Origin of the sequence: Paraburkholderia sp. 22099 (assembly GCF_052045835.1) — a bacterium.
Taxonomy (GTDB): domain Bacteria; phylum Pseudomonadota; class Gammaproteobacteria; order Burkholderiales; family Burkholderiaceae; genus Paraburkholderia; species Paraburkholderia terricola.
The window spans coordinates 85,418-106,916 of the sequence record NZ_JBQEPU010000006.1 but is presented as its reverse complement, the minus strand read 5'-3'; the positions used below and the strand labels follow the sequence as shown (position 1 = coordinate 106,916).

The 21,499-nt window shown below is 65.5% G+C and carries 21 protein-coding genes; 13 read left to right on the top strand and 8 right to left on the bottom strand.

Features of this window, described 5'->3' with window-relative positions; all coding sequences use genetic code 11:
* Positions 1-12: 12 nt before the first annotated feature.
* Positions 13-426 carry a type II secretion system protein N gene (locus tag ACTJLC_RS08080; RefSeq protein ID WP_073427934.1) on the bottom strand — a complete coding sequence of 138 codons (414 nt, stop codon included), beginning with the start codon at positions 424-426 and terminating at the stop codon, positions 13-15.
* Positions 427-596: 170 nt separating this feature from the next.
* Here ACTJLC_RS08080 and gspG point away from each other — a divergent pair, with 170 nt between their 5' ends.
* The 8 genes from gspG (at position 597) to ACTJLC_RS08040 (ending at position 6,793) form a co-directional block, all read left to right on the top strand.
* Positions 597-1,061: a type II secretion system major pseudopilin GspG gene (gene gspG / locus ACTJLC_RS08075; protein WP_073427877.1), complete on the top strand. Its 465-nt coding sequence runs from the start codon at positions 597-599 to the stop codon at positions 1,059-1,061.
* A gap of 118 nt (positions 1,062-1,179) precedes the next feature.
* Positions 1,180-1,749, top strand: a complete 570-nt coding sequence (locus ACTJLC_RS08070; protein WP_440843533.1) for a GspH/FimT family pseudopilin — start codon at positions 1,180-1,182, stop codon at positions 1,747-1,749.
* 1 nt (position 1,750) lies between these two features.
* Positions 1,751-2,155 carry a type II secretion system minor pseudopilin GspI gene (gene gspI / locus ACTJLC_RS08065; protein ID WP_073427879.1) on the top strand — a complete coding sequence of 135 codons (405 nt, stop codon included), beginning with the start codon at positions 1,751-1,753 and terminating at the stop codon, positions 2,153-2,155.
* Positions 2,133-2,810, top strand: a complete 678-nt coding sequence (locus ACTJLC_RS08060) for a PulJ/GspJ family protein (RefSeq protein WP_073427880.1) — start codon at positions 2,133-2,135, stop codon at positions 2,808-2,810. Before gspI ends, ACTJLC_RS08060 begins: the two co-directional genes overlap by 23 nt.
* A 1-nt stretch (position 2,811) precedes the next feature.
* Positions 2,812-4,059 carry a type II secretion system minor pseudopilin GspK gene (gene gspK / locus ACTJLC_RS08055; protein ID WP_374710282.1) on the top strand — a complete coding sequence of 416 codons (1,248 nt, stop codon included), beginning with the start codon at positions 2,812-2,814 and terminating at the stop codon, positions 4,057-4,059.
* A gap of 28 nt (positions 4,060-4,087) precedes the next feature.
* Entirely contained in the window at positions 4,088-5,485 is a 1,398-nt protein-coding gene (gspL, locus tag ACTJLC_RS08050) for a type II secretion system protein GspL (RefSeq protein WP_310131133.1), read from the top strand.
* A complete protein-coding gene (locus ACTJLC_RS08045) occupies positions 5,482-5,985 on the top strand; it encodes a type II secretion system protein M (protein WP_073427882.1) in 504 nt (167 codons plus the stop codon). The genes gspL and ACTJLC_RS08045 overlap by 4 nt, the downstream gene beginning before the upstream one ends.
* Before the next feature lie 28 nt (positions 5,986-6,013).
* A complete protein-coding gene (locus tag ACTJLC_RS08040) occupies positions 6,014-6,793 on the top strand; it encodes a type II secretion system protein N (RefSeq protein WP_083086050.1) in 780 nt (259 codons plus the stop codon).
* Positions 6,794-6,913: 120 nt separating this feature from the next.
* On the opposite strand, the gene ACTJLC_RS08035 is transcribed toward ACTJLC_RS08040, so the two are convergent.
* The 5 genes from ACTJLC_RS08035 to ada form a co-directional block, all read right to left on the bottom strand.
* Entirely contained in the window at positions 6,914-8,491 is a 1,578-nt protein-coding gene (locus ACTJLC_RS08035) for an efflux transporter outer membrane subunit (protein ID WP_073427884.1), read from the bottom strand.
* A gap of 259 nt (positions 8,492-8,750) precedes the next feature.
* Positions 8,751-9,257, bottom strand: coding sequence for a hypothetical protein (locus ACTJLC_RS08030; protein WP_310131127.1), 507 nt, complete (start codon positions 9,255-9,257; stop codon positions 8,751-8,753).
* A 211-nt stretch (positions 9,258-9,468) separates the two neighbouring features.
* Positions 9,469-11,085 (bottom strand): glutamate--cysteine ligase, encoded by a 1,617-nt coding sequence (gene gshA, locus ACTJLC_RS08025; RefSeq protein ID WP_440843528.1) that lies wholly within the window; start codon positions 11,083-11,085, stop codon positions 9,469-9,471.
* A 266-nt stretch (positions 11,086-11,351) separates the two neighbouring features.
* Positions 11,352-12,269, bottom strand: coding sequence for a DNA-3-methyladenine glycosylase family protein (locus ACTJLC_RS08020; protein WP_310123414.1), 918 nt, complete (start codon positions 12,267-12,269; stop codon positions 11,352-11,354).
* A complete protein-coding gene (gene ada / locus ACTJLC_RS08015; protein WP_440843526.1) occupies positions 12,266-13,432 on the bottom strand; it encodes a bifunctional DNA-binding transcriptional regulator/O6-methylguanine-DNA methyltransferase Ada in 1,167 nt (388 codons plus the stop codon). Before ada ends, ACTJLC_RS08020 begins: the two co-directional genes overlap by 4 nt.
* Positions 13,433-13,815: 383 nt before the next feature.
* Between ada and ACTJLC_RS08010 the strand changes: the two genes are divergently transcribed.
* Complete coding sequence (locus tag ACTJLC_RS08010) at positions 13,816-14,241, top strand: VOC family protein (protein ID WP_310123406.1); 426 nt, start codon at positions 13,816-13,818, stop codon at positions 14,239-14,241.
* A 33-nt stretch (positions 14,242-14,274) separates the two neighbouring features.
* On the opposite strand, the gene ACTJLC_RS08005 is transcribed toward ACTJLC_RS08010, so the two are convergent.
* Together ACTJLC_RS08005 and ACTJLC_RS08000 are read right to left on the bottom strand one after the other, a co-directional pair.
* Positions 14,275-14,829 carry a YaeQ family protein gene (locus ACTJLC_RS08005; RefSeq protein WP_083086055.1) on the bottom strand — a complete coding sequence of 185 codons (555 nt, stop codon included), beginning with the start codon at positions 14,827-14,829 and terminating at the stop codon, positions 14,275-14,277.
* A gap of 141 nt (positions 14,830-14,970) precedes the next feature.
* Positions 14,971-15,948, bottom strand: a complete 978-nt coding sequence (locus ACTJLC_RS08000; RefSeq protein ID WP_083086056.1) for a LysR family transcriptional regulator — start codon at positions 15,946-15,948, stop codon at positions 14,971-14,973.
* A 176-nt stretch (positions 15,949-16,124) separates the two neighbouring features.
* Here ACTJLC_RS08000 and ACTJLC_RS07995 point away from each other — a divergent pair, with 176 nt between their 5' ends.
* The 4 genes from ACTJLC_RS07995 (at position 16,125) to araH (ending at position 21,469) form a co-directional block, all read left to right on the top strand.
* Entirely contained in the window at positions 16,125-17,573 is a 1,449-nt protein-coding gene (locus ACTJLC_RS07995) for an aldehyde dehydrogenase family protein (RefSeq protein ID WP_310123402.1), read from the top strand.
* A 174-nt stretch (positions 17,574-17,747) separates the two neighbouring features.
* On the top strand, positions 17,748-18,752 hold the full coding sequence (locus ACTJLC_RS07990) for an arabinose ABC transporter substrate-binding protein (RefSeq protein ID WP_083086059.1): 1,005 nt from the start codon (positions 17,748-17,750) through the stop codon (positions 18,750-18,752).
* 100 nt (positions 18,753-18,852) lie between these two features.
* Entirely contained in the window at positions 18,853-20,415 is a 1,563-nt protein-coding gene (araG, locus tag ACTJLC_RS07985; RefSeq protein ID WP_440843522.1) for an L-arabinose ABC transporter ATP-binding protein AraG, read from the top strand.
* Positions 20,416-20,464: 49 nt separating this feature from the next.
* Positions 20,465-21,469, top strand: coding sequence for an L-arabinose ABC transporter permease AraH (araH, locus tag ACTJLC_RS07980; protein WP_073427893.1), 1,005 nt, complete (start codon positions 20,465-20,467; stop codon positions 21,467-21,469).
* Positions 21,470-21,499: the final 30 nt, after the last annotated feature.

Here is a 21,499-nt window from a genome sequence, read left to right as displayed (position 1 = left end):
ACGCCCGACGCCTCAGCGCACGTAAATCGTAGGACCTGCCGCATTGGCCGGCAGGAACACTTCGGAATGCGCGCCGTTGCGGTCGATGATGATCGAGCGGGCGCGCACTTCGGAGAGCTTGGCGCCTTGCATCAGCGCGCTGCCGAGCGAGACGGCGCGCGGCGGTTCACCGCCGACGCTGACGATGGCCGCGGCGCCTTCGCGCAAAGCGAGGATGCCGAACAGATGCACGTCCTGGTTGGCGGTGCGCGTGAGTTGCCCGCCGAACAGCGTGGCGGCCTGTTCGGTCGACACCTGAGGATGCGCGGCGGCTGCGGGCAACGGCGCACCGGACGTCGTGGCGAGCGTGATGACCCAGTAGGTCAATGTCGCGCAGAACACGGCGAACAGCGCGAGCGACAGAAGGCGGATTTGGATGGCGTTCATGCGCATCATTGTACGGACTATTGTGAAAATTGCGTTGGGTTGAAACCCTTCTACACCATGACATTAAAATGACCGGCCGGGCCTGTTCGATGGCACCCTGATTACTGACGCGCCCGCTGAAGCGCGAATTCCGTCCGATCGAAAATTCATCTGAAAAGAGGTAGCAAGTTATGCAACTGTCGACCACTCGCCGCGCTGAAATCGCGGGTTCGCGCAGCCGCCGTCAACGCGGTTTCACGCTGATCGAAATCATGGTCGTGATCGCGATTCTGGGCATTCTCGCCGCGTTGATCGTGCCGAAGATCATGAGCCGCCCGGACGAAGCGCGGCGCGTCGCCGCCAAGCAGGACATCGGCACGGTGATGCAGGCGCTCAAGCTGTACCGTCTCGACAACGGCCGTTACCCGACCCAGGAGCAAGGTCTGCGCTCGCTGATCGAAAAACCGGGCACGGACCCGGTGCCGAACAACTGGAAGGACGGCGGCTATCTCGAGCGTCTGCCGAATGATCCGTGGGGCAACAGCTATCAGTACCTGAATCCGGGCGTGCACGGCGAGATCGACGTGTTTAGTTATGGCGCCGACGGCAAGGCCGGCGGCGAAGGCAACGATTCCGACGTCGGCTCGTGGCAATAAGCTGCGGGAACGCCGCTGGTTTGTCAGGTGCGCGGAGTCGTCCTTCTTTACGGTCGGCTCGCGCATCCTGTCGATGTACCGTTTTTGACTTTTAGGTTGATCGTTCGTGGCCGGCACTATGCGTATGTCCGCTTGCAAGTCCCATGTGGACACTCCGTGTACGGCTTCGTTGCCGCGCATGGCGTGGGTCGGCGCGCGCGGGCGTGACCTGCCCCGTCCGCATGCGCGCGGCCGGAAGCGCGCAGCCGGTTTCACGCTGCTGGAAATGATGGTGGTGCTGGTGATCGCGGGTTTGCTGGTGTCGCTGACCGCGTTGACGATGACGCGCAATCCGCGCACGGATCTGAACGAGGAAGCGCAACGTCTCGCGCTGCTGTTCGAATCGGCCGGCGACGAAGCGCAGGTGCGCGCGCGGCCGATCGCCTGGCAACCGTCCGAGAGCGGCTTTCGTTTCGACGTGCGTACCGAGGACGGCTGGCGCCCGCTGCGCGACGACCTGCTCGGACCGCGCCACTGGGAAGGTGGCGTGACCGGCGTGGCGATCAACTATCCCGGCTCGGATGCGCAGCCTGGCCGTATCGTGTTCGGCACTGAAGCGATCGACGTGCCGGTGCGGATCACGCTGTTTTCGGCGGCGGGGAGCGCGACGATCGTCGGCACCGGCAATGGCCGCTATGAGGTGCACTGAGATGTGGCGTTGCGGGAGCATGAGCGCGCGCGCGTCGCAGCGCGGTTTTACGATGATCGAAGTGCTGGTCGCGCTTGCGATCATCGCGGTGGCGCTGGGCGCGTCGTTGCGCGCGGTCGGCAGTCTCGCGACCGGCGAAGCCGATCTGCACCGGCGTTTGCTGGCGGGCTGGAGCGCGGACAACGCGTTGGCGCAATTGCGCCTGACGCATGCCTGGCCGAACGTCGGCTCGACGAGCTTCGACTGTTCGCAGGGCAACTTGCAACTGATTTGTACGCAGCAGGTGACGGCGACGCCGAATCCGGTATTTCGTCGGGTGGAAGTGATGGTGACGATGCCAGGGCGTTCCGGCAACTTGGCGCAGATGGTCACGGTGGTGGCGAATGAAACCAACCGTTCGCTCTAGGCGCCGCCGCCCGTCGGGCGCGCGTGGCTTCACGCTGATCGAGCTGCTGGTCGCGATTGCGATTCTGGCGGTGATCGCGGTGCTGTCGTGGCGCGGGCTCGACCAGATCATTCGCGGGCGGCAGACCATCACGAGCGCGATGGAAGAGGAGCGCGTGTTCGCGCAGCTATTCGACCAGATACGGATCGACGCGCGCCAGGCCGCGTCGGACGACGAATCCGGCCAGGCGGCCATTACGGTGTCCGGCAGCGTGTTGCAGATCGTGCGGCAAATGAACTTGCCGGCGACGGCGCCGCGCTTGCAGGTGGTTCGGTATCGGGTATCCGAGGGACGCGTGATTCGCTATGCGTCGCCGCCGTTGGGCAATGTCGGCGAGTTGCGGCGGGCGCTGCGCGGTGAAGAGGGTGAGGGGTGGGCAACGGTGCCGTTGATGGGTGGTGTGGGAGCGATTTCCGCGCGGGTTTATGTGCCCAAAGTTGGCTGGACCACGCAGATGAAGGACGTGCAGAGTGCGATTACCGAGAACGACAATAATCTTAAGGTGCCGCAGTTGGGGAATGCGCCGTTGCCGCGGTCTGTGACCGGGCTTGAGGTTCGTATCGGGGCTAAGGGGTTGGCGCGGCCTGTTACGCGGGTTTTTCTCGTCGGGGAATGATATGAGGTTCTCTTTTTTGTCTCCGCGACGCTCTGGGGTGTGGTTTTGTTGTTTTGGCCTTTCCTTGTTTTGTTGGCGGTCTATTAGTGTTGCCCCTGTGCGGGGCGGCAACGCTAATAGACCACTAGCAACACAAGAAAAGGCCAAAACAACAACAAAACCACACCCCAGAGCCTCGCGAAGACAACCCCATCAAGCCGGCGCAGCAATCATCAGCGCCCTCCTGGTAGTAGCCCTATCGGCCATACTGGTCTCCGGCATGCTCTGGCGCCAGCAAGTCCAAATCCGAAGAATAGAAAACCAGCGCCTCCTGTCTCAAGCCCAATGGGTCGCAAGAGGCGCCTTGGACTGGACGCGCCTGATCCTCCGCTCGGAGGGCGACACCTCGGCGGGCATCACCTACCTGGGCGGCCTATGGGGCGTGCCCATCGCCAAAACTCGCCTGTCGGATTTCCTGGGCCAAATCGGCGAAGTCCGAGCGGAACAAGGCGCGGAAACCTTCCTCTCAGGCTCGATCGAAGACGCCCAGTCGAAATTCAACCTCCGCAACCTGGTCTCGAGCCCGGCGCCCGGCGTCATGCAACTGAACCAGGAGCAGATCGGCGCCTATCAGCGCCTGCTCGTCTCGCTCGGCGTCAGCAGCCAACTGGCGAAAAACACCGCCGTGCAGATTCGCGCCAGCCTCGCGCAATCGGCGACGCGCTTTCAGACCACCACCTCCCCCACCGGCGCAACGGCGACGCCGGCGATTCAGGGCGGCGCGATGGGCGGCGGCTTCACCGACAAACCCGGTATCGAGGGCGGCGACGACAACGCGGCGCGCGCGCCGCTGCAACTGATCAGCGTCGATTCGCTGCTCGATATTCCCGGCTATACGCCGGAAATGGTCGCGCGCCTGCGCCCGTTCGTCACCGTGCTGCCGACCGCAACGGCGCTCAACATGAATACGGCTTCCGCCGAAGTGATCGCCGCGCTCGTGCCGGGCATGAACGTGTCGGCCGCTCAGGCCCTCGTCGCGCGCCGCAAGACGGTGTTTTTCCGTAACGCCGGCGACGTGCAACTCGCATTGCGCGGCGCGGGCGTGCAACAGGTCTCGGTCGATCCGGCGCAATTCGACGTCAACACGAACTATTTCCTGATTCACGGCCGCGTGCAGCACGAACGCGCCCAGGTGGACCGCACGACGCTCGTCTATCGCGACGCATTGACCCACACTACGCGTATCGTGCGGGTACAAGACCAACTATGAATAACGCCTTTCCCAGAGAGAGTGGACCTTGAGCACGCTGATCGTCCTATTGCCGCCGCGTGATCCGGCGGTGCCATCGCAGGAATGGCAACTGCCCGAGCTGCCGTTCGTGCTGCTCGACAAGTCGGGCCGCACCCAGCGCGCCGGCCGCTCGGCGCTCACGCTGCTGCCGCGCGCGGCGTCGACCGTGCTGATGGTCGCCGCCCGCGACCTGCTGATGATGCCCGCCGCACTGCCGCCGCTGCGCGGCCCGCGGCTGCGTCAGGCGCTGCCCAACATCGTCGAGGATCAACTGATCCAGGACCCGCAAACCTGTCACATCGCCGTCGATCCGCAACCGCTCGCGGGCGGCCGGCAGTTGCTGGCGATCATCGACCGCGGCTGGTTCCGCTTCATCTGCGACGGATTTTCCGCAGCCGGCCACCGCAGCTTGCGCGCGGTGCCGGTGACGCGCTGTCTGCCGCAAGGCGTCGCGCTCGATACGCGCGTCGAAGTCGCCGAAACGGTCAACGCCGGCGAGCCGGTCATCGCGGCTTCGTCCGACGTGGCGACGGCATCGCCGGAGGCGGCGCCAGCGACGCCGATGGTCGCGGCGGTGCTCGGCGCGGTGGTCCAGACTGCCCCTGCGATGCTGCTGGAAGGCGCGGTTGAGCGCGCTCCGGAAAATGGCGTGCCGCGCGTCGAGCTGGCGATCGCGCGCGGCGTCCAGGGCGAAGGCCTGGCGGTGCCGGCCAGCACGGTGAATGCAACGCTCGGCGCGCTCGCCGGCGCGGCGCCCGTCTCGCTGTACATGCTGACCGAGGTGCCCGGCAACGAACCGAGCCTGGGCGCAAGCAGTCCGGCGCGGCTCGCCGCTTACGTGCATGGCGCCAGTCCGTTGCCGTTCGAGCAACTGGCGCGGCGCGCGCTGGAGTGCCGCCTCGATCTGTGCCAGTTCGAATTCGCCTCGCAGCCGTGGCGGCTCGACCGCGCGACGCTGCGGCGTCTGCGTCTGCCGGTGCTGTTGGCGGTCGGCGCGCTGGTGGTCGCGATCATCGGCGCGAACGTGCAGTGGCTGATGCTCGCGCGCCAACGCGACGCGATCAGCACGCAAATGACCGAACTGCTGCTCAACACCTTCCCCAAGACCACGGTCGTGCTCGATGCGCCCGATCAGATGTCGCGCCAGTTGCAGCAGTTGCGCGTGGCGGCGGGCGAGCTCTCGCCGGATGATTTCCTGTCGCTCGCCGACCGCCTCGCGCGCTCGCTCGCGCCGGTGCCGCTCAACGGCATCGCGGGGCTCGACTATCACGACCGGCGGCTCGACGTGACATTCAAGCCCGAGGTGAAGCTCGATCCCGACTTCGGCAAGCGCCTCGGGCGCAACGGGTTGAGCGGCGCGATCGACAGCAATACCGGCAAGTGGACCATCAGGAACGGACAATGAAAGCTCAACTCGCTCAAACATGGGCCGGCTTCTGGGACCAGCGCACGGAGCGCGAAAAAAATCTTCTGACGTGGGGCGGCGGCTTGCTCGCGGTGGTCATCGCGTGGTCGGTGCTGTGGGCGCCGGCGCAGGAGGGCCGCGCGCGTCTGCGTGAATCGCTGCCCACCTTGCAGCGCCAGTTGGCGCAGATGACCGCGCAATCGAGCGAAGCGCGGCAGTTGTCGGCGGCGGCTCAGGGCGTCGCGCCGACCGGCGCCGCGCTGAAGGACGCGCTCACCGCCTCGCTGGGCGATCACGGCCTCGCCGCCACCCAGGTGCAGGTGATCGGCAACGTGGTGCAGGTCCAGATGAAAAACGCGTCGTTCCCCACGTGGACGAGCTGGGTCGACGACGTGCGCAAGCAGTTCAAGGTGCAGGTGGCCGAGGCGCACGTGACCGCGCTCAAGGAAGACGGCCAGGTGGATCTGACGGCGTCGTTCCAGCCTTCGACCGCGAAATGAACATCACCGCGCCGTTACGGGATCTCGCATGACTTACTGGATGCGGCGCTTGCGCGTCGCACTGCCCTGGCTGGTGATCGCGGTGCTGTCCGCCGCGGTCGTGATGCTCGCGTTGTTGCCGGCCGCCTGGATCACGCCGCAGTTCGCCAGGCAGACGCGTGGTCACGTCAATCTGGTCGACCCGGCCGGCTCGCTGTGGCACGGCTCGGCCACGCTGATGCTGGCCGCCGGCTCCGACATGAGCGCGCCGACCCTCCTGCCTGGGCGGATCGAATGGCGCACGTCGTTCTGGCCGCTTTTCACCGGCCGCGTGCGCATGACCATGCGGCAGAGCGAAGCGATGCCCGAGCCGATCACCGTCGACGCCACCCCGCGCAGCGCCACGGTCACGCCGGGCGAACTCGCCGTGCCGGCGTCGCTGCTGAGCGGCTTGGGCGCGCCTTTCAATACACTCGATTTGCAGGGCGAGGTGCGACTGTCGTGGTCGGACTGGCGCAGCTTCAACAAGGAGGCATTCGGGCAGCTCACCGTCACGCTGAACGACGTCAGCTCACGTGTGTCGCCGGTCAAGCCGCTGGGATCGTACCGGGTGCTGTTCCAGGCGCAAGGGGCTTCTTCGACAGTCGAACTGACGACGATCAAGGGCCCGCTGATGCTGGACGGCAGCGGCACGGTGTCGGCCGCTTCAACCTCGTTTCGAGGCACGGCCAGTGCCGCGCCGGAAGCGCGCGATATCCTCGCGGGGTTGCTGAACCTGCTGGGGCGGCCGAGCGGACCGGGCACGGTGACGTTGAGCTTCGCGCACTGACGCGGGCGAACGCCCTTTGACGTCCAGACAACGCCGTTGAAAAAGAAGCGGCATGGTGCGTGCGCCATGCCGCTTCTTTTTCGCCCTTCTTTCCCGACGGTTCGTTTGCGAGCCGCGCGTCTATTTGCTCTGCGTCTGCGTCTGCTGCTGCGACGGCGCCGGCGTGACTCCGTTTTGCGCCACGGGCGTGGCCGATGAAGCCGGCAGCGGCGCCGGCGCCGCCACGTCGCCCGTTTCACGATTCATTTGCGACGCGTCCCAGCCGCCGCCCAGCGCCTTCACCAGACCCACCGACGACACCATCCGCTGTCCCGCGATGCTCTTCAACTTCTGCTCGGCGGTGAAGGCGGTGGTTTGCGCGGTCAGCACGTTGACGTAGCCGACCGTGCCCGCCTTGTATTCGTTCGTGACGATCGCGAGCGCCTGCCGGGCCGACTCCACCGCCTGCTGCTGCACGACGACTTCCCTTTCGAGGATGCGCTGCGACGCGAGGTTGTCCTCGACGTCCTGGAACGCGGTCAGCACCGTCAGGCGGTAAGTGGCGACATCGGCGTCGTAGGCCGCGCGAGCCGCTTCGGTCTGCGCCTTGCGCAAGCCGGCGTCGAAGATCGTCGCGGCGAGTTGCGGGCCGAGCGTCCAGAAGCGCGACGGCGCCGTCAGCAACTGCGAGAACACGGAATTTTCGAAGCCGCCGCTGGCCGACAACGTGAGCGACGGGAAAAACGCCGCAATCGCCACGCCGATCTGCTCGTTGGCCGCCGCGGCCTTGCGTTCCGCCGACGCGATATCCGGACGCCGTTCGAGCAGCGCCGACGGCATCTGCGCGGGCACGGCCGGCGGCGTGGCGGTGAGCGGCATCGGTGGAATCGAGAAGGTGGAGGCCGGTTCGCCGACCAATACCGCGATCGCGTGTTCGTCCTGCGCGCGCTGCACGCCGTTGTCGATCGCCGCCGCCTGGGCCGACTGCAATTGCGTTTGCGCCTGAATCACGTCGGAGCGCGCGGCGACTCCCGCCGCGTACTGGTTTTGCGTGAGTTGCAGCGAGCGCTGATAGGCCGCGACGGTCTCGTCGAGCAATTGTTGGGTGGCGTCGAGCGCGCGCAGCGAGAAGTAGGTCTGCGCGAGCGTGGCCTGCGCGGAGAGCCGCGCGTTCGCCAGGTCCGCGGCGGCGCCTTGCTGGCCGGCTTTCTGCGCGTTGACCGAGCGAGTCACCGAGCCCCACAGATCCGGCTCCCAGCTCGCGTCGAGTTGTACGTTGAAACTGTTGCTGACGCCGGAGCGGCTGCTGGTGGAACCCGTGGACGATGAACCGGTGCCGGAACGTGTCGCGCCCGCCGATGCACCGATTGTGGGGAAATAGGCGGCACGCGCTTCGCCGACCAACGCGCGCGCCTGGCGATAGGCGGCGGCATATTGAGCGATGGTTTGGTTCGCGGTATTCAGCTTCTCTTCGAGCGCGTTGAGCTGCGGGTCCTGGTAGATGGTCCACCAGTCGCCGCGGTCTTGCTGATCGGCCGGTTGAGCGACTTTCCAGCCGGGCGCGGCTTCCTTGTAGGACGCGGGGATCTCGGCGGCGGGCCGCTTGTAGTCGGGGCCGACCGCGCAACCGGCCAACAGGGTGGCAAGCGCCGCGGCAACCGCGAGGGTGAGGACGCGAGGCGCAAGCATCCGCGCGCGCGAGATTCGATCAGACTGCATGCAATGGATTCCTTCTGGACGCCGCGGTGCGGCCGATCACGGCGCTGCCGGCCTGGCGAGCTCGTGAGTCTGCCGGCATGTTAGCGTGAGTCCGCGCGAGGCGCGGCAAACCGAAAGGGTAATGCGGGGAGAAGTGCGGGTGTGTTACTTGGGATATCGCGTTGGTTACTTGCTGTTACCGCGATGGGCGATTGATTCGTGGTTTTGGCCGGCGCCGCGCTGTTGGTCATACGCGAGCGGCGTTCCCGCCGCCCTCCACTTACTGCGTCGCCCCTTCGCCATTCGCTCCGGGGACCGATTGTCCCTGCGCGGCGTCCGGATGCATCGCCGAAGATGCCGGCGCTGGCTGCGACGCTTTCCCCCCGCTCTGCGGCGCGACCGTCGCGCTGCCTCGCACATATTGCTTGAAGTCGGCGCCGGCTTCCCACGGGTTCGGCTTGCAACCGAGCGAGCCGTCGCAGTGCGCGGCGAAGCCGATCGTTGCCGTGCCGTCAGGGTTCGCGGCTCGCGTGATCTGATACGCCAACGCACGTTTGCCGCCGTCCGGACCCGCGGTCTGGATCAGCGTGTCGGTCGCGGATTCGACGCTGTACTTCGAATGGCTCGTCACCCACGTCTGCGCGCGTTGCCACCATGCGTCGCATTCGACCTTGTTCGAACACGTCAGCGGTGTCGTCGCGATCTGCATGACGTCCGGATCGACTTGCCCCTGTGTCGAACATCCCGCCGCCATGATGCACGCCACGGCCAACAGACTTTTTTTCACGTTGATTCCTCCCTGTTCGAAGCCTCTCCTTCAAGTTTCGACCGCGATGTCGGTACGGTGTTTCATCCAGATCAGGGAATCGTCAAAACGCGCGGAGAATTTGCCGATGTCGTTTTATCCGCAACGCCGCGCGATGTAGACGTTACCTGCGCGCATGAAAAAAGCGGCCTCGCGGGCCGCTTTTCATCTTGTCGACATGCGTCGCTCAATCTCAAACGCTGAACCGGTTCAACGTGTACGCGCGATAAGCCGCGACAAACGCATCGAACGAACCAACTTCTTCCTGTTCGAGCATGGCCTGTTCGGCAAGCGATTGTTCGGCGAGGTCCGTGAACGCCTTCGTCTCTTCGACATTCAGCGGACGCGCGCGGAAATACTCGGCGTGCGCTTCGCTCTGCTCGAGTCCGAACGCGAGGAAACTCTGTTCCTTGTCACGCATGGTCCGCAGCACGCGCGCCGACGGCGTGAGCGATGCGTCCGCCAGCTTCGCGCGTTGAACCGCCACGGCGCGCGCATGGGCGTCGCCGCCTTGCAACGCGTCGAGTGCGGCGGCCGCCGCGTCGATCTTCACGAAGATTTCGTTGGCCCAATCCGTCATCGCGACCGGACGGCCGTCGCGCGTGAGTTCGAGGCCGGGCTTGCGGCCCTCCATCGTCACGCGGCCGAAGTTCCGGTTCGCCTCGGCGTAGGCGTCAGGCGGCAGCGGCGCGCTGTCGTCCAGTGCGCAGACCAGCAGGTAGGCGTCGAGAAAGCGCGACGTTTCGAGCGAAATACCGGCCGGCTCGAACGGATCGATGTCCATGCAGCGCACCTCGACGTACTGCACGCCGCGCGCGGCGAGCGCATGCAGCGGACGCTCGCCCGGATGCGTGATGCGCTTCGGACGAATGGTCGAGTAGAACTCGTTTTCGATCTGCAGCACGTTCGTGTTGATCTGCACCCACTCGCCGTCGCGCTGTGTGCCGATCGCCTCGTAGGGGGGATACGGCTGGCTCACGGCTTTCCCGAGTGCGTCGAGGTAGCCCGGCAACGTGTCGTAGTCGGCGTGCAGCGCGGCTTGCGCCGTGGTGTTCGAATAGCCGAGGTCGCTCATGCGCAGGCTGGTTGCGTAGGGACGGTACAGCGTGTCGGCGTCGAACGTTTCGAGCGTGTGTTTGCGATCGCGTAGGAAGCGGCGATCCAGCGCCGGCGATGCGCCGAACAGGTACATCAGCAGCCAGTTGGTGCGGCGGAAATTGCGGATCAGCGCGAGGTAGCGGTCCGACTGAAAATCGACGGCGTTCGCGGTGGATCGCTGGTCGGCCTGCAACACGCGCCACACTTCCTCGCTCAGCGAATAGTTGTAGTGGATGCCCGCGATGCATTGCATCGTGCGACCGTAACGCAGCGCGAGGCCGATGCGGTACACGTACTTCAATTTGCCGATGTTCGACGTGCCGTAGCGCGCGATCGGGATGCCCTCGTCGGTGTCGGGCAACAGGCCCGGCATCGAGTTGTTCCACAGAATTTCGTCGCCGAGTTCGGCGTAGACGAAACGATGCAGCGTGTCGAGTTTCTCGAGCGTGATCGCCACGTCGTGCTCAGCGGGCGTGATCAGTTCGAGCAGCGCTTCGGAATAGTCGGTGGTGAGCGATGGATGCGTGAGCGCCGAACCGAGCGAGCGTGGATGCGGCGTCAACGCGAGCTTGCCGTCCCGCGTCACGCGCAGGCTTTCTTTTTCGATGCCGCGCAGGCCGCTTATCAGCGCGTCGCGCCGAGGGCCGGAGGTCAGCACGGACAGGCGGTGCGAGAACACGTCGGTCGTGCGGGAAAGTGTGGTGTTTGGCATTGATGCGAGTCGGGCGTTGTCGGCCGCCATGTGCCGCTTCACTGCTCACAGGCAGCATGGCGCGGTTGACAACGTTCGGCGGAATTTTCAGGTAGCGGGCACTTTAACATCTCGCCACGGCGGCTGCTTGAGGCCGCCTCGGCGGGGCGTCGGAGCGCTAGCGCTGTCTATTTTCCCGACGATTCGGCTTGCCTTGCATCGCGTCGCCCTACCGCCTACGCGCATTGCACGCGATGCGCGTTTCCCCTTCCGCATGAGGCGCGCGCTTAGCCCCCGCGCGCGGCGCCTGCGCGGTCCGCTACCTCGTTCCACAGATGCATCGCCGCATACGCGCGCCACGGCCGCCATGCGTCGGTGCGCACGCGCTGCTGCGTGGGCCGCACGAGCGACGGGTCGCGCGCGCAGATCGACTGCATCAGCACGAGGTCCCAGGCGGGCCACGCGTCGGCGTCGCGCCATGCGCGCATCGCGACGTATTCGACGGTCCAGGGGCCGATGCCGGGCAGTGCGAGCAAGGCGGCGCGCAGGCTGTTCGCATCGGTGACGCCGCTGTCGAGCGGCACGTCTCCCGAAGCGACCGCTCGTGCGAAGCCCTGCAACGCCGCTACGCGTTTACCCGGCATGCCGATCTGCGCAAGATCGACGGCGGCGAGCGCAGCCGGTGTCGGAAAGCGCCACGCGGTGTTCTCGTGCGGATGCCCTTCGATGCGCTCGCCGGCGCGCTGCACGAGACGTCCGATGATGGTGGTCGCCGCCTTCACGCTGACCTGCTGGCCGACGATCGCGCGCACCACCAGTTCGAAACCCGACCACGCGCCCGGCACGCGCAAGCCCGGCACCGCCTCGATCAATGGCGCGAGCCACGGGTCGGCGGCGAGTTCCGCGCCGATCTTCTTCGGATCGGCGTGCAGATCGAACATCCGCGCGATCGGTGCGGCGAGCGCGTCGGCGTGGCGGCTCACCGGGCCTTCGATGTTGGCGACGAGGCAGCGCTTGCGCGGATGCAGACGCACGCTCAGCGTGCCGCTGTCGCCGGTCCAGTCGATGGCGCGGCGATAGGCGCCGTCTTCCACCGCTTCGACGCCCGGCGTCGCGCGTCCGCCGAAAAAACGCAGCAGGCGCGGCCAGTCGAAAGGTGGTTTGAACGGCAGTTCGAGCGTTGCGACGTCGTCGAGCGTGCTCACGCGGCGTGATCCAGATTGGTGGTGGTTTCGGTCATATCGGCCTTGTGGCGCTCGGATTGGTGTTGCGAAACATCGCCGGCATGCTGGGCCTCGTTGTCGAGCAGCGCGGCCTTGCGCGGCAGGCCCCAACGATACCCGGCCAGCGCCCCGCCCTTTTGCACCACGCGATGACAGGGAATCGCCAGCGCAACGGGGTTCGTCGCGCACGCGCTCGCGACCGCGCGCACGGCGCGAGGCGCGCCGACGGCTTCGGCGATCTGTGTATAGCTGCGCGTCTCGCCGTATGGAATGCGCCGCAGCGCGTCCCAGACGCGCTGCCGGAACGCCGTCGCGGCGATATCCAGCGGCAGATCGAAGTCCTGGCGGGTGCCGCGCAGATACGCGTCGATCTGCGCGATGAACGGTGCGAGCCGTTCGGGATCTTCCCGCACATCGGCGTTGGCGAACTCGCTGCGCAGTTCGTCGGTGAGCAAGCCGGGGTCGTCGCCGAAACCGATCTTGCAGATGCCTTTTTCGGTGGCCGCGACCAGCACGAAGCCGAGCGAAGTGGGCGCGCCGGCGTAGCGCACGGTGAGCCCCGCGCCTTTGCGGCGAAACTCGGAGGGCGCCATGCCCAGTTCGGCCGATGCGCTGTCGTACATCCGCGACGGCGAGCCGAAGCCGGCGTCGAGCGTGGCGCGCGTGACGTCCGAGCCGCTTTGCAGCGCGTCGCGCAACGCTGCGCCTCGCTGCGCCGCCTGATATTGACGCGGCGTCACGCCCACCACGCGCTTGAACAGACGCTGCAGGTGAAACGGACTGACGTGCACGGCGTCGCTCAGTTGCGCGAGGGTGAGGCGCTGTTGCGGATCGGCGTCCAGCGCGGCACAGGCGCGATTGACGATTTCCAGTTCACGCGGCAGGCCGCCCGGCTGGCACCGCTTGCAATCGCGGAAACCCGCGGCGCGCGCGGCGGCGACGTCGGTGAAAAAAGCGACGTTCTCGCGGCGCGGCTGGCGCGATGCACACGACGGACGGCAGAACACGCCGGTCGTCTTGACGCCATAGAAAAACGCGCCGTCGGCTTGCGGTTCGCGGCGCGTGACGGCTTCCCAGCGCTCGTCGTCGGAGGTCCAGCCGGCGGCGTCGGGCGCGATGTCAGTACGGTAGAGGGTGCGGTTCATGATGATTCCCGAAGGCGGTGTCGATGCTCACCAATGTAGGCCGCCTGCCGACACACTACGCTCCGGTTCTTGCTCTGTCATTGCGCTTCCTCGTAGGGCCGGAAGCCGCGCCGGACGGTCTTTCCATGAAAAAGTGCGACAATTTGGCCCGATATCGGGTTTTCCCTTAAAAAGTTATTGCGTCGCACCAGGTGCATGTGTATATTAGTACCTGTCTCCTCCATGTCTCCTCCTGATATGGATTCAGCCCGCTCCACATAGAGCGGGCTTTTTTTCGCCTGTACGTTTCTAAACTGCCCCTTCGCGGCGCGTTCTCGCATCTGCCGAGCTTTCTTCTACACTGGGTATTCCACCCGTTTCGTCGACCGGCAAGGGCGTCTGAGATGAAAATCCACATTCGCGAGATCGATCACATCGTCATTCGAGCATCCGACGTCGAGAAAATGACGCGCTTTTACTGCGACGTCCTCGGATGCAGCGTGGAAAAGGAGCAGCGCGATCTGGGCTTGACGCAGTTGCGCGCGGGCCGCTCGCTGATCGACCTGCTGCAGGTGGGCGCGAAGCTCGATCGCGCGGAAAACGGCGCGCCCGGCGCCGGGCGGAATATGGACCACGTGTGTTTGCGCGTCGAACCGTTCGACGCCGAGGCGCTCAAGGCGCATCTCACCGGACACGGCGCACGGCTGGGCGAACATGCGCGGCGCTATGGCGCGGACGGCTTTGGGCCGTCGCTGTATCTGTTCGACCCCGAAGGCAATATGGTCGAACTCAAGGGTCCGCCTGACGCGGCGCGGTTGACGTCGCTCTAAGCCTGCCCGGAAGCCGTCAGGCCAAGCCGAACCTCAAGCGCTGGCCGGCGCCTTCAACACCGTCCATTCGATTTTCACTGCATCGGCTTCCGCGCTGCCGAGCCACGCTTCGCCGTCCTGCACCGTGCATTGCAGGCGCATGGTGCGTTCGGCGAGCGAGCCGAGCGCGTCGGCCACGCCTTCCGCGAGCGTCCAGACCGTCACATTGCGCATGCGTTCGACCTTGTTCTTCACGCCTTGCCACCAGATGTCCGAGGCGCGGCCGCCATAGGCGATCACGATCACCTCGTTCGAGCGGCCGCTCGCCTTGGCGATGCGCCGTTCGTCCGGCTGGCCGACTTCGATCCAGGTTTCGATCGCGCCGGTGAGATCCTTTTGCCACAGATCCGGTTCGTCGACATCCGACAAGCCTTTGCAGAATTCGAGGCGTTCCTGCGCGAACAGCGCGAACGCGGCGACGCGAACCATCATCCGCTCGTCGGTTTCCGAGGGATGACGGGCGATGGTCAGCGAATGGTCGGCGTAATAGTGCCGGTCCATGTTGGCGATTTGCAGTTCCGCCTTGTAAATCGTCGATTTGAGAGCCATGCCGTTGCTAAACCAGGCGCTCGCTCCACCGGAGCGAACAGAAAAAGAGTCGTCGACGGCTCGCTGCCGTTTTCGGTGTTTGTTGTACATCGCCGTTCCTCCCGCGCGCCGTCAAACCGGCTTTTACAACGGAAGGAGCATTTATCGCGCCACCGCCGGCTCGAAGGCCGTGCCGTAGACCTCGGCGGCCGCTTCCCGCAAGGCTTCGAGCACCAGGGCGGCCGCTGGCGAAAGCAGATGCGACTGGCGCGTGATGATACCGAATGTATCCATCCTGCACGGCAAATCGATCGGCAACCGCTTCAACACACCGTACTGTTGGTATTGACGCGCCACTTCGTCCGGCAAAACCGCCAACATGTCGCTTTGGAGCAGCAAGCTCGAAATCGCCAGAAAATTGTTGGTATTCACCACGTTTTGCGGCGGATTCAGCCCGATCTGCGAAAACATCAGATCGAAACGATGGCGCAAGACGCTGCCTGGCGGATGCAAAACCCAGCTCGCGTTGACGATTCCCCGCAGCGTCAAACCTGTCTCATTTTCGAGAGGATGGCCGGGGCGCGCGACCACGCAAAGCGGCTCGTCGGCGAGCGGTTCGTAGCGGACTTCGGCCTTGAACTGGTTTTGCCGCTCCAGTACGCGGCCGATCATGATGTCGAGTTCGCCTTCCGCGAGCCGCGGCAACATCACGTCGGAGGTTTCCACCTCCGCCCAGATCTGCAACTGCGGATAGCGCTCCTTCACGTCGGCGATCGCGCGCGGCACCATCGTCGCGGCCGCCGCCGCGATCACGCCGATGCGCACCTGGCCCGCGAGACCGGCCCGCAGCGCGGAGATTTCGTCGTGCGCGTGGCTCAGATTAGAGAGCACCATGCGCGCGTGACGGATCATCACTTCGCCGTACAGCGTGGCGTGCATGCCGTGCGGCGTGCGGTCGAACAGGCTCACCTCGAGCATGTCCTCCAACTCCTTGAGCAGGCGCGACGCGGCAGGCTGCGTCATGCCGAGCACGTCGGCCGCGCGGCGCACGTTGCCCTCCTCCTCCATTGCCGCGAGCAGCAGCAACTGCCGCGTCTTGAGTCGCGCGCGCACGAACCAGTTCGAGTAGCTGCGTGTCATGGCTTGTCTCCTAAAGCGGCTTAAGCCGTCTGTCGCGGAAGTGTCAAGATTGAGACGCCATCATGCCATACCGGAATTGATATGGCAGTAGTGAAAAAAGGGATTGGAAAGTTATTGGGACGGCCCATACCATTCGTGGACTTTGTGAGCTTCCTCAAATTGGCGTCTTCCCGTCGATGAATCGCGATCCGCTCGTCCCGCTCGTTGCCAGCCCGTTCCGCCACTACATCAATGGCGGCTGGGAGACGGGCGCGACCACGGGCATTTCGCTGAATCCGTCGGACCTCGACGAACCGCTCGGCGAGTATGTGCGCGCCGACGCGCGGCAGACCGATACGGCGATCGAAGCGGCGAGCGCGGCCTTCCGCGAATGGTCGCTGGGTTCGGCGCAGCGCCGCGCGGATGCGCTCGACGCGATCGGCAGCGAGATGCTGGCGCGCCGCGACGAACTTGGCCGGTTGCTCGCGCGCGAGGTCGGCAAGACCTTGCCCGAGGCGTTGGCCGAAGCCACCCGCGCCGGGCAGATTTTCAAGCTGTTCGCGGCCGAGGCGTTGCGCGCGTTCGCCGAGCCCGTCGCCGCGCCGCGCGCGGGCGTCGAGATCGACGTGACACGCGAACCGCTCGGCGTGATCGGCATCATCGCGCCGTGGAGCGCGCCCCTCGCGATTGCCGCCGCGAAGGTCGGCGCCGCGCTGGCGCACGGCAACTGCGTCGTCTTCAAGCCGGCCGAATCGGCGCCGGCTTGCGCCGCCGCACTGGCCTCGATCATCAATCGGGCCGGCTTGCCGGCGGGCGTGTTCAACCTCGTGATGGGCAGCGGCCGGCAAGTCGGCGCGCGGATCGCCGCGCATCCGCTGGTCGCGGCGGTCAGCTTCACCGGTTCGGCGGAAACCGGCACGCGCGTGCTGCAAGCCGCCGCCGCCCGCCAGGCGCGCGTGCAACTGGAGATGGGCGGCAAGAATCCGTTCGTGGTGCTGGCCGATGCCGAACTCGACGGCGCCGTGGATGCGGCCTTGACCGGCGCCTTTGGCTTCGCGGGGCAACGCAGTACGGCGGCCTCGCGGCTGATCGTCGAGCGGGCGGTGTTCGAGCCGTTCGTCGACGCATTGCGGACCAAACTCGCCCGGCTCTCGGTCGATCATGCGCTGAAGCACGGCACGGATATCGGGCCGCTCGCGAACGCCGCGCAACTGGCGCGCAATCTCGACTACGTGCGCATCGGCCAGGAAGAAGGCGCGCAATTGCTGCGCGGCGGTGTTCAACTGGAGCGCGCGACGCGCGGCTACTTTTTCGAACCCGCGCTGTTCGTTGCGGAGCCCGAACACCGCATCGCGCGAGAAGAGATTTTCGGGCCGCTCGCCGTGGTGCTGCGCGCCGACGACTACGACCACGCGCTGCATCTCGCGAACGATACGGCCTACGGTCTATGCGCCGGCATCTGCACCCGCTCGCTGAGCCGCGCGCGGCATTTCCGGCGCCATGCGCATAGCGGGGTCGTCACGATCAATCTGCCGACCACCGCCATCGAGCACCACGCGCCCGGCGGCGGCCGCAAGGCCTCCGCCTACGGCGCAACCGACGCGGCCTTCTGGACAGCCGTGAAAACGGCTTACGTCGCGGGCTGAGCGCCATGAGATACGCTTGCACCCCCGCTCATCCGATCGCGCCGCGCACGGCCCGCTCCGGCGCGCCTGCCACGCCCGATCGCCACGTCTATCCACGTCCCGGTTAACGCCGCCGTGCATACCCCGCTGCTACCAAACGAAATCAATGCAGCTTTTCAACCTCAGGAGACAGACATGACCAGCAAGCTTCGCCGTTTGACGCTAACCGCGATGGCCGCCGCCGTCCTCGCCGCGCCCTTTGCCGCGCAGCTTTCCGCCCATGCGGATCAGCCGCTCAAGGTCGGCTTCCTCGTGAAGATGCCGGAACAGGCGTGGTTCATCAACGAACAGAAAGCCGCGACCGCGCTCGGCCAGAAGGACGGCTTCTCCGTCGTCAACATCGGCACGCCGGACGGCGAGAAAGTATTGGCCGCGATCGACAATCTCGGCGCGCAAGGCGCCAAGGGCTTCGTGATCTGCGCGCCCGACGTGCGTCTCGGACCGGCGATTCAGGCGCGCGCCAAGCGCTACAACATGAAGTTCGTCACCGTCGACGATCAACTGGTCGACTCTACCGGCAAGCCGCTCGCGAACGTGCCGCATCTGGGCATGTCCGCGTTCAAGATCGGCAATCAGGTCGGCACGGCGATTGCCGAAGAGATGAAGCGCCGCGGCTGGAAGCCGGAGGAAGTCGGCGCGCTGCGCATCACGAACTACGAATTGCCGACCGCGAAGCTGCGCACCGACGGCGCGACGCAAACGCTGCTGGCCGGCGGCTTCAAGAAGGAAAACATCTTCGACGCTCCGCAAAAGACGACCGATGACGAAGGCGGCTTCAACGCGTCGTCGCCGGTGCTCGCGCAGCATCCGAACATCAAGAAGTGGGTGATCTTCGCGCTCAACGAGGAAAGCGTGCTGGGCGGCGTGCGCGCCACCGAGCAATTGCACATTCCGGCGGCGGATGTGATCGGCGTCGGCATCAACGGTGCGGGCGAAGCGTTCGCCGAATTCCAGAAGAAGGAACCGACCGGCTTCTACGGCACGATCGCCGTGAGCTCGACGATGCACGGCAAGGAAAGCACGGAGAATCTGGTCGAGTGGATCAAGGCCGGCAAGCAGCCGCCCGCCGACACGCAAACCACCGGCAAGCTGATGGTGCGCGGCAACTGGCAGGACGTGCGTAAGGAACTCGGCATTTAAGCGGGATTCGAGTCCGCGGTTTGCGGGCCGCCTCGCGTAGCGAGCATCACGCCACTGCGAGCGCGGCCCGCGCGTTTGTCCTTCAGCTCAAGGTTTTTCGATGACGTCCTCACACACTGAGTCCCACGCGGGCGCAGCGACGCTTTCGGCGCAAGCGCCCTCGCCTGTGCCCGACTCCACCGAGCCGTATCTGCAACTCGACGGCATCACCGTGCGCTTTCCCGGCGTGCTCGCGCTCGACCAGGTGTCGCTGGAAGTGCGGCGCGGCGAGGTGCACGGCCTGATGGGCGAAAACGGCGCAGGCAAATCGACGTTGCTCAAGGTGCTGTCCGGCGTGAATCAACCGGCGGCAGGCACGTTGTCGCTCGATGGCGTCGAGCAGCACTTCACCACCACGAAGGCGGCCATCGCGGCGGGCGTCGCGATCATCTATCAGGAACTGCATCTGGTGCCGGAGTTGACGGTCGCGGAAAACCTGATGCTCGGCGCCCTGCCCAACCGTTTTGGCGTGCTCGACGAAAAAGCGCTGGTGGCGCGCGCGGTGCGTGAACTGGAACGGCTCGGCGAAAAGATCGATCCGTCGCAGCAGGTGAAGAATCTGTCGATCGGCCAGCGTCAGATGATCGAGATCGGCAAGGCGCTGATGCGCGATGCGCGCGTGATCGCCTTCGACGAGCCGACCAGTTCGCTGTCGTCGCGCGAGACCACGCAACTGTTCCGAATCATCCGCGCATTGAAGGCCGAGGGCCGCGCGATCATTTACGTCACGCATCGGATGGACGAAGTCTACGAACTGTGCGATCGCGTGACGGTGTTTCGCGACGGCCGCCGCATCGATACGTTCGCAGCCGGTGAAGGACTCGATCGCGACCGGCTGATCAGCTGCATGGTGGGCCGCTCGATCGCCGACGTGTACGGCTATCGCTCACGCGAACTCGGCGGCGTGCAGCTCGAAGTCAACGGATTGATGGGACGCGGCTTGCGCGAACCGGCTTCCTTCGTCGCGCGCAAGGGCGAAATCGTCGGCTTCTTCGGCCTTGTCGGCGCGGGCCGTTCCGAGTTGATGAAGCTGATCTACGGCGCGGTCAAGCCGAGCGCCGGCGAGATCACGCTCAAGGGCAAGCCGGTGCGCTTCGCCACGCCGCGTGACGCGGTGCGCGCGGGCGTCGCGTTGTGCCCGGAAGATCGCAAGCAGGAAGGCATCGTGTCGATCGCCTCGGTGTCGGACAATCTGAACATCAGTTGCCGGCGCCATTTCAGCCGCTTCAACGTGCTCAACGGCCGCAAGGAAGCGCAAACCGCGAAGGAGTTCATCGGCAAGCTCGCGATCAAGACGCGCAACGGCGAGACGCCGATCGGCACGCTCTCGGGCGGCAATCAGCAGAAGGTGATTCTGTCGCGCTGGCTCGCGGAAGAGATCGACGTGTTCCTGATGGACGAGCCCACGCGCGGCATCGACGTCGGCGCGCGCAGCGAGATTTACGGCCTGTTGTATGGGCTCGCCGAAGCGGGCCGCACGGTCATCGTCGTGTCGAGCGATCTGGCCGAGGTGATCGGCGTGGCGGACCGCGTGATCGTGATGAAGGAAGGCTGCATCGTCGGCAATCTGCCGAAGGCGCAGGCCACGCCGGATGCGCTCATCAAGCTCGCCCTGCCCCGCTAACACCATCGAAAGGCCGCCGAATCGCGCCATTGAAACTGGAATAAACATCATGCACACACCTTCAACCGAATCCTCCACGCCAGCCGTCGCATCCGCCGGCTTGAGCGCGCGCGCCGCGCGCACCTGGGACCTCGTCAACAAGTCCGGCATCGTGATGGTGTTCATCATCCTGTTTGCCGTGCTGTCGTTTACCGTGCCCGATTTCCTGAGCTCGCGAAATATCCAGGGCTTGCTGCTGTCCGTCACGCTGATCGGCTCCATCTCCGTGACGATGATGTTCGTGCTCGCGCTCGGCGAGGTGGATTTGTCCGTGGCGTCGATCGTCGCGTTTGCCGGCGTGGTGGCGTCCACCTTGATCACGGCGACGCATAGCGTGATGCTCGGCGTCGCGGGCGGCGTGCTCGCGGGCGGCGCGGTCGGACTCGTGAACGGCGTGCTGATCGCGCGCTACAAGATCAACTCGCTGATCGTCACGCTCGCGATGATGGAAGTCGTGCGCGGCCTCGCGTTCATCACGTCGCACGGCGACGCGGTGATGATTTCCGAGGAAAGCTTCTTCGACCTCGGCGGCGGCGCGTTCCTCGGCATCTCGTTTCCGATCTGGAGCAACATCATCGGCTTCGTGCTTTTCGGTTTCCTGCTGAAGAAAACCGTGTTCGGCAAGAACGTGCTGGCCGTCGGCGGCAACAGCGAGGCCGCCCTCCTCGCGGGCTTGCCCGTCACGCGCATCAAGATCACGGTGTTCGTATTGCAAGGTCTCGTGACCGGCTTCGCGGGCGTGATGCTGGCGTCGCGGATGAGTCTCGGCGACCCGAAGACCTCGGTCGGGCTCGAACTCGGCGTGATCTCCGCGTGCGTGCTCGGCGGCGTTTCGCTGACGGGCGGCGTCGCGACGATTTCCGGCGTGCTGGTGGGCGTGCTGATCATGGGCTCGGTGCAGGACGCAATGAGCCTGATGAACGTGCCTACCTTCTATCAATACCTGATTCGCGGCGGGATTCTGCTGCTCGCGGTGCTGTTCGACCAGTTCCGCCGCAGCAAGCGCGTGCACTGAGGAGTGACACTCGCTCGCCTCCATATGCTT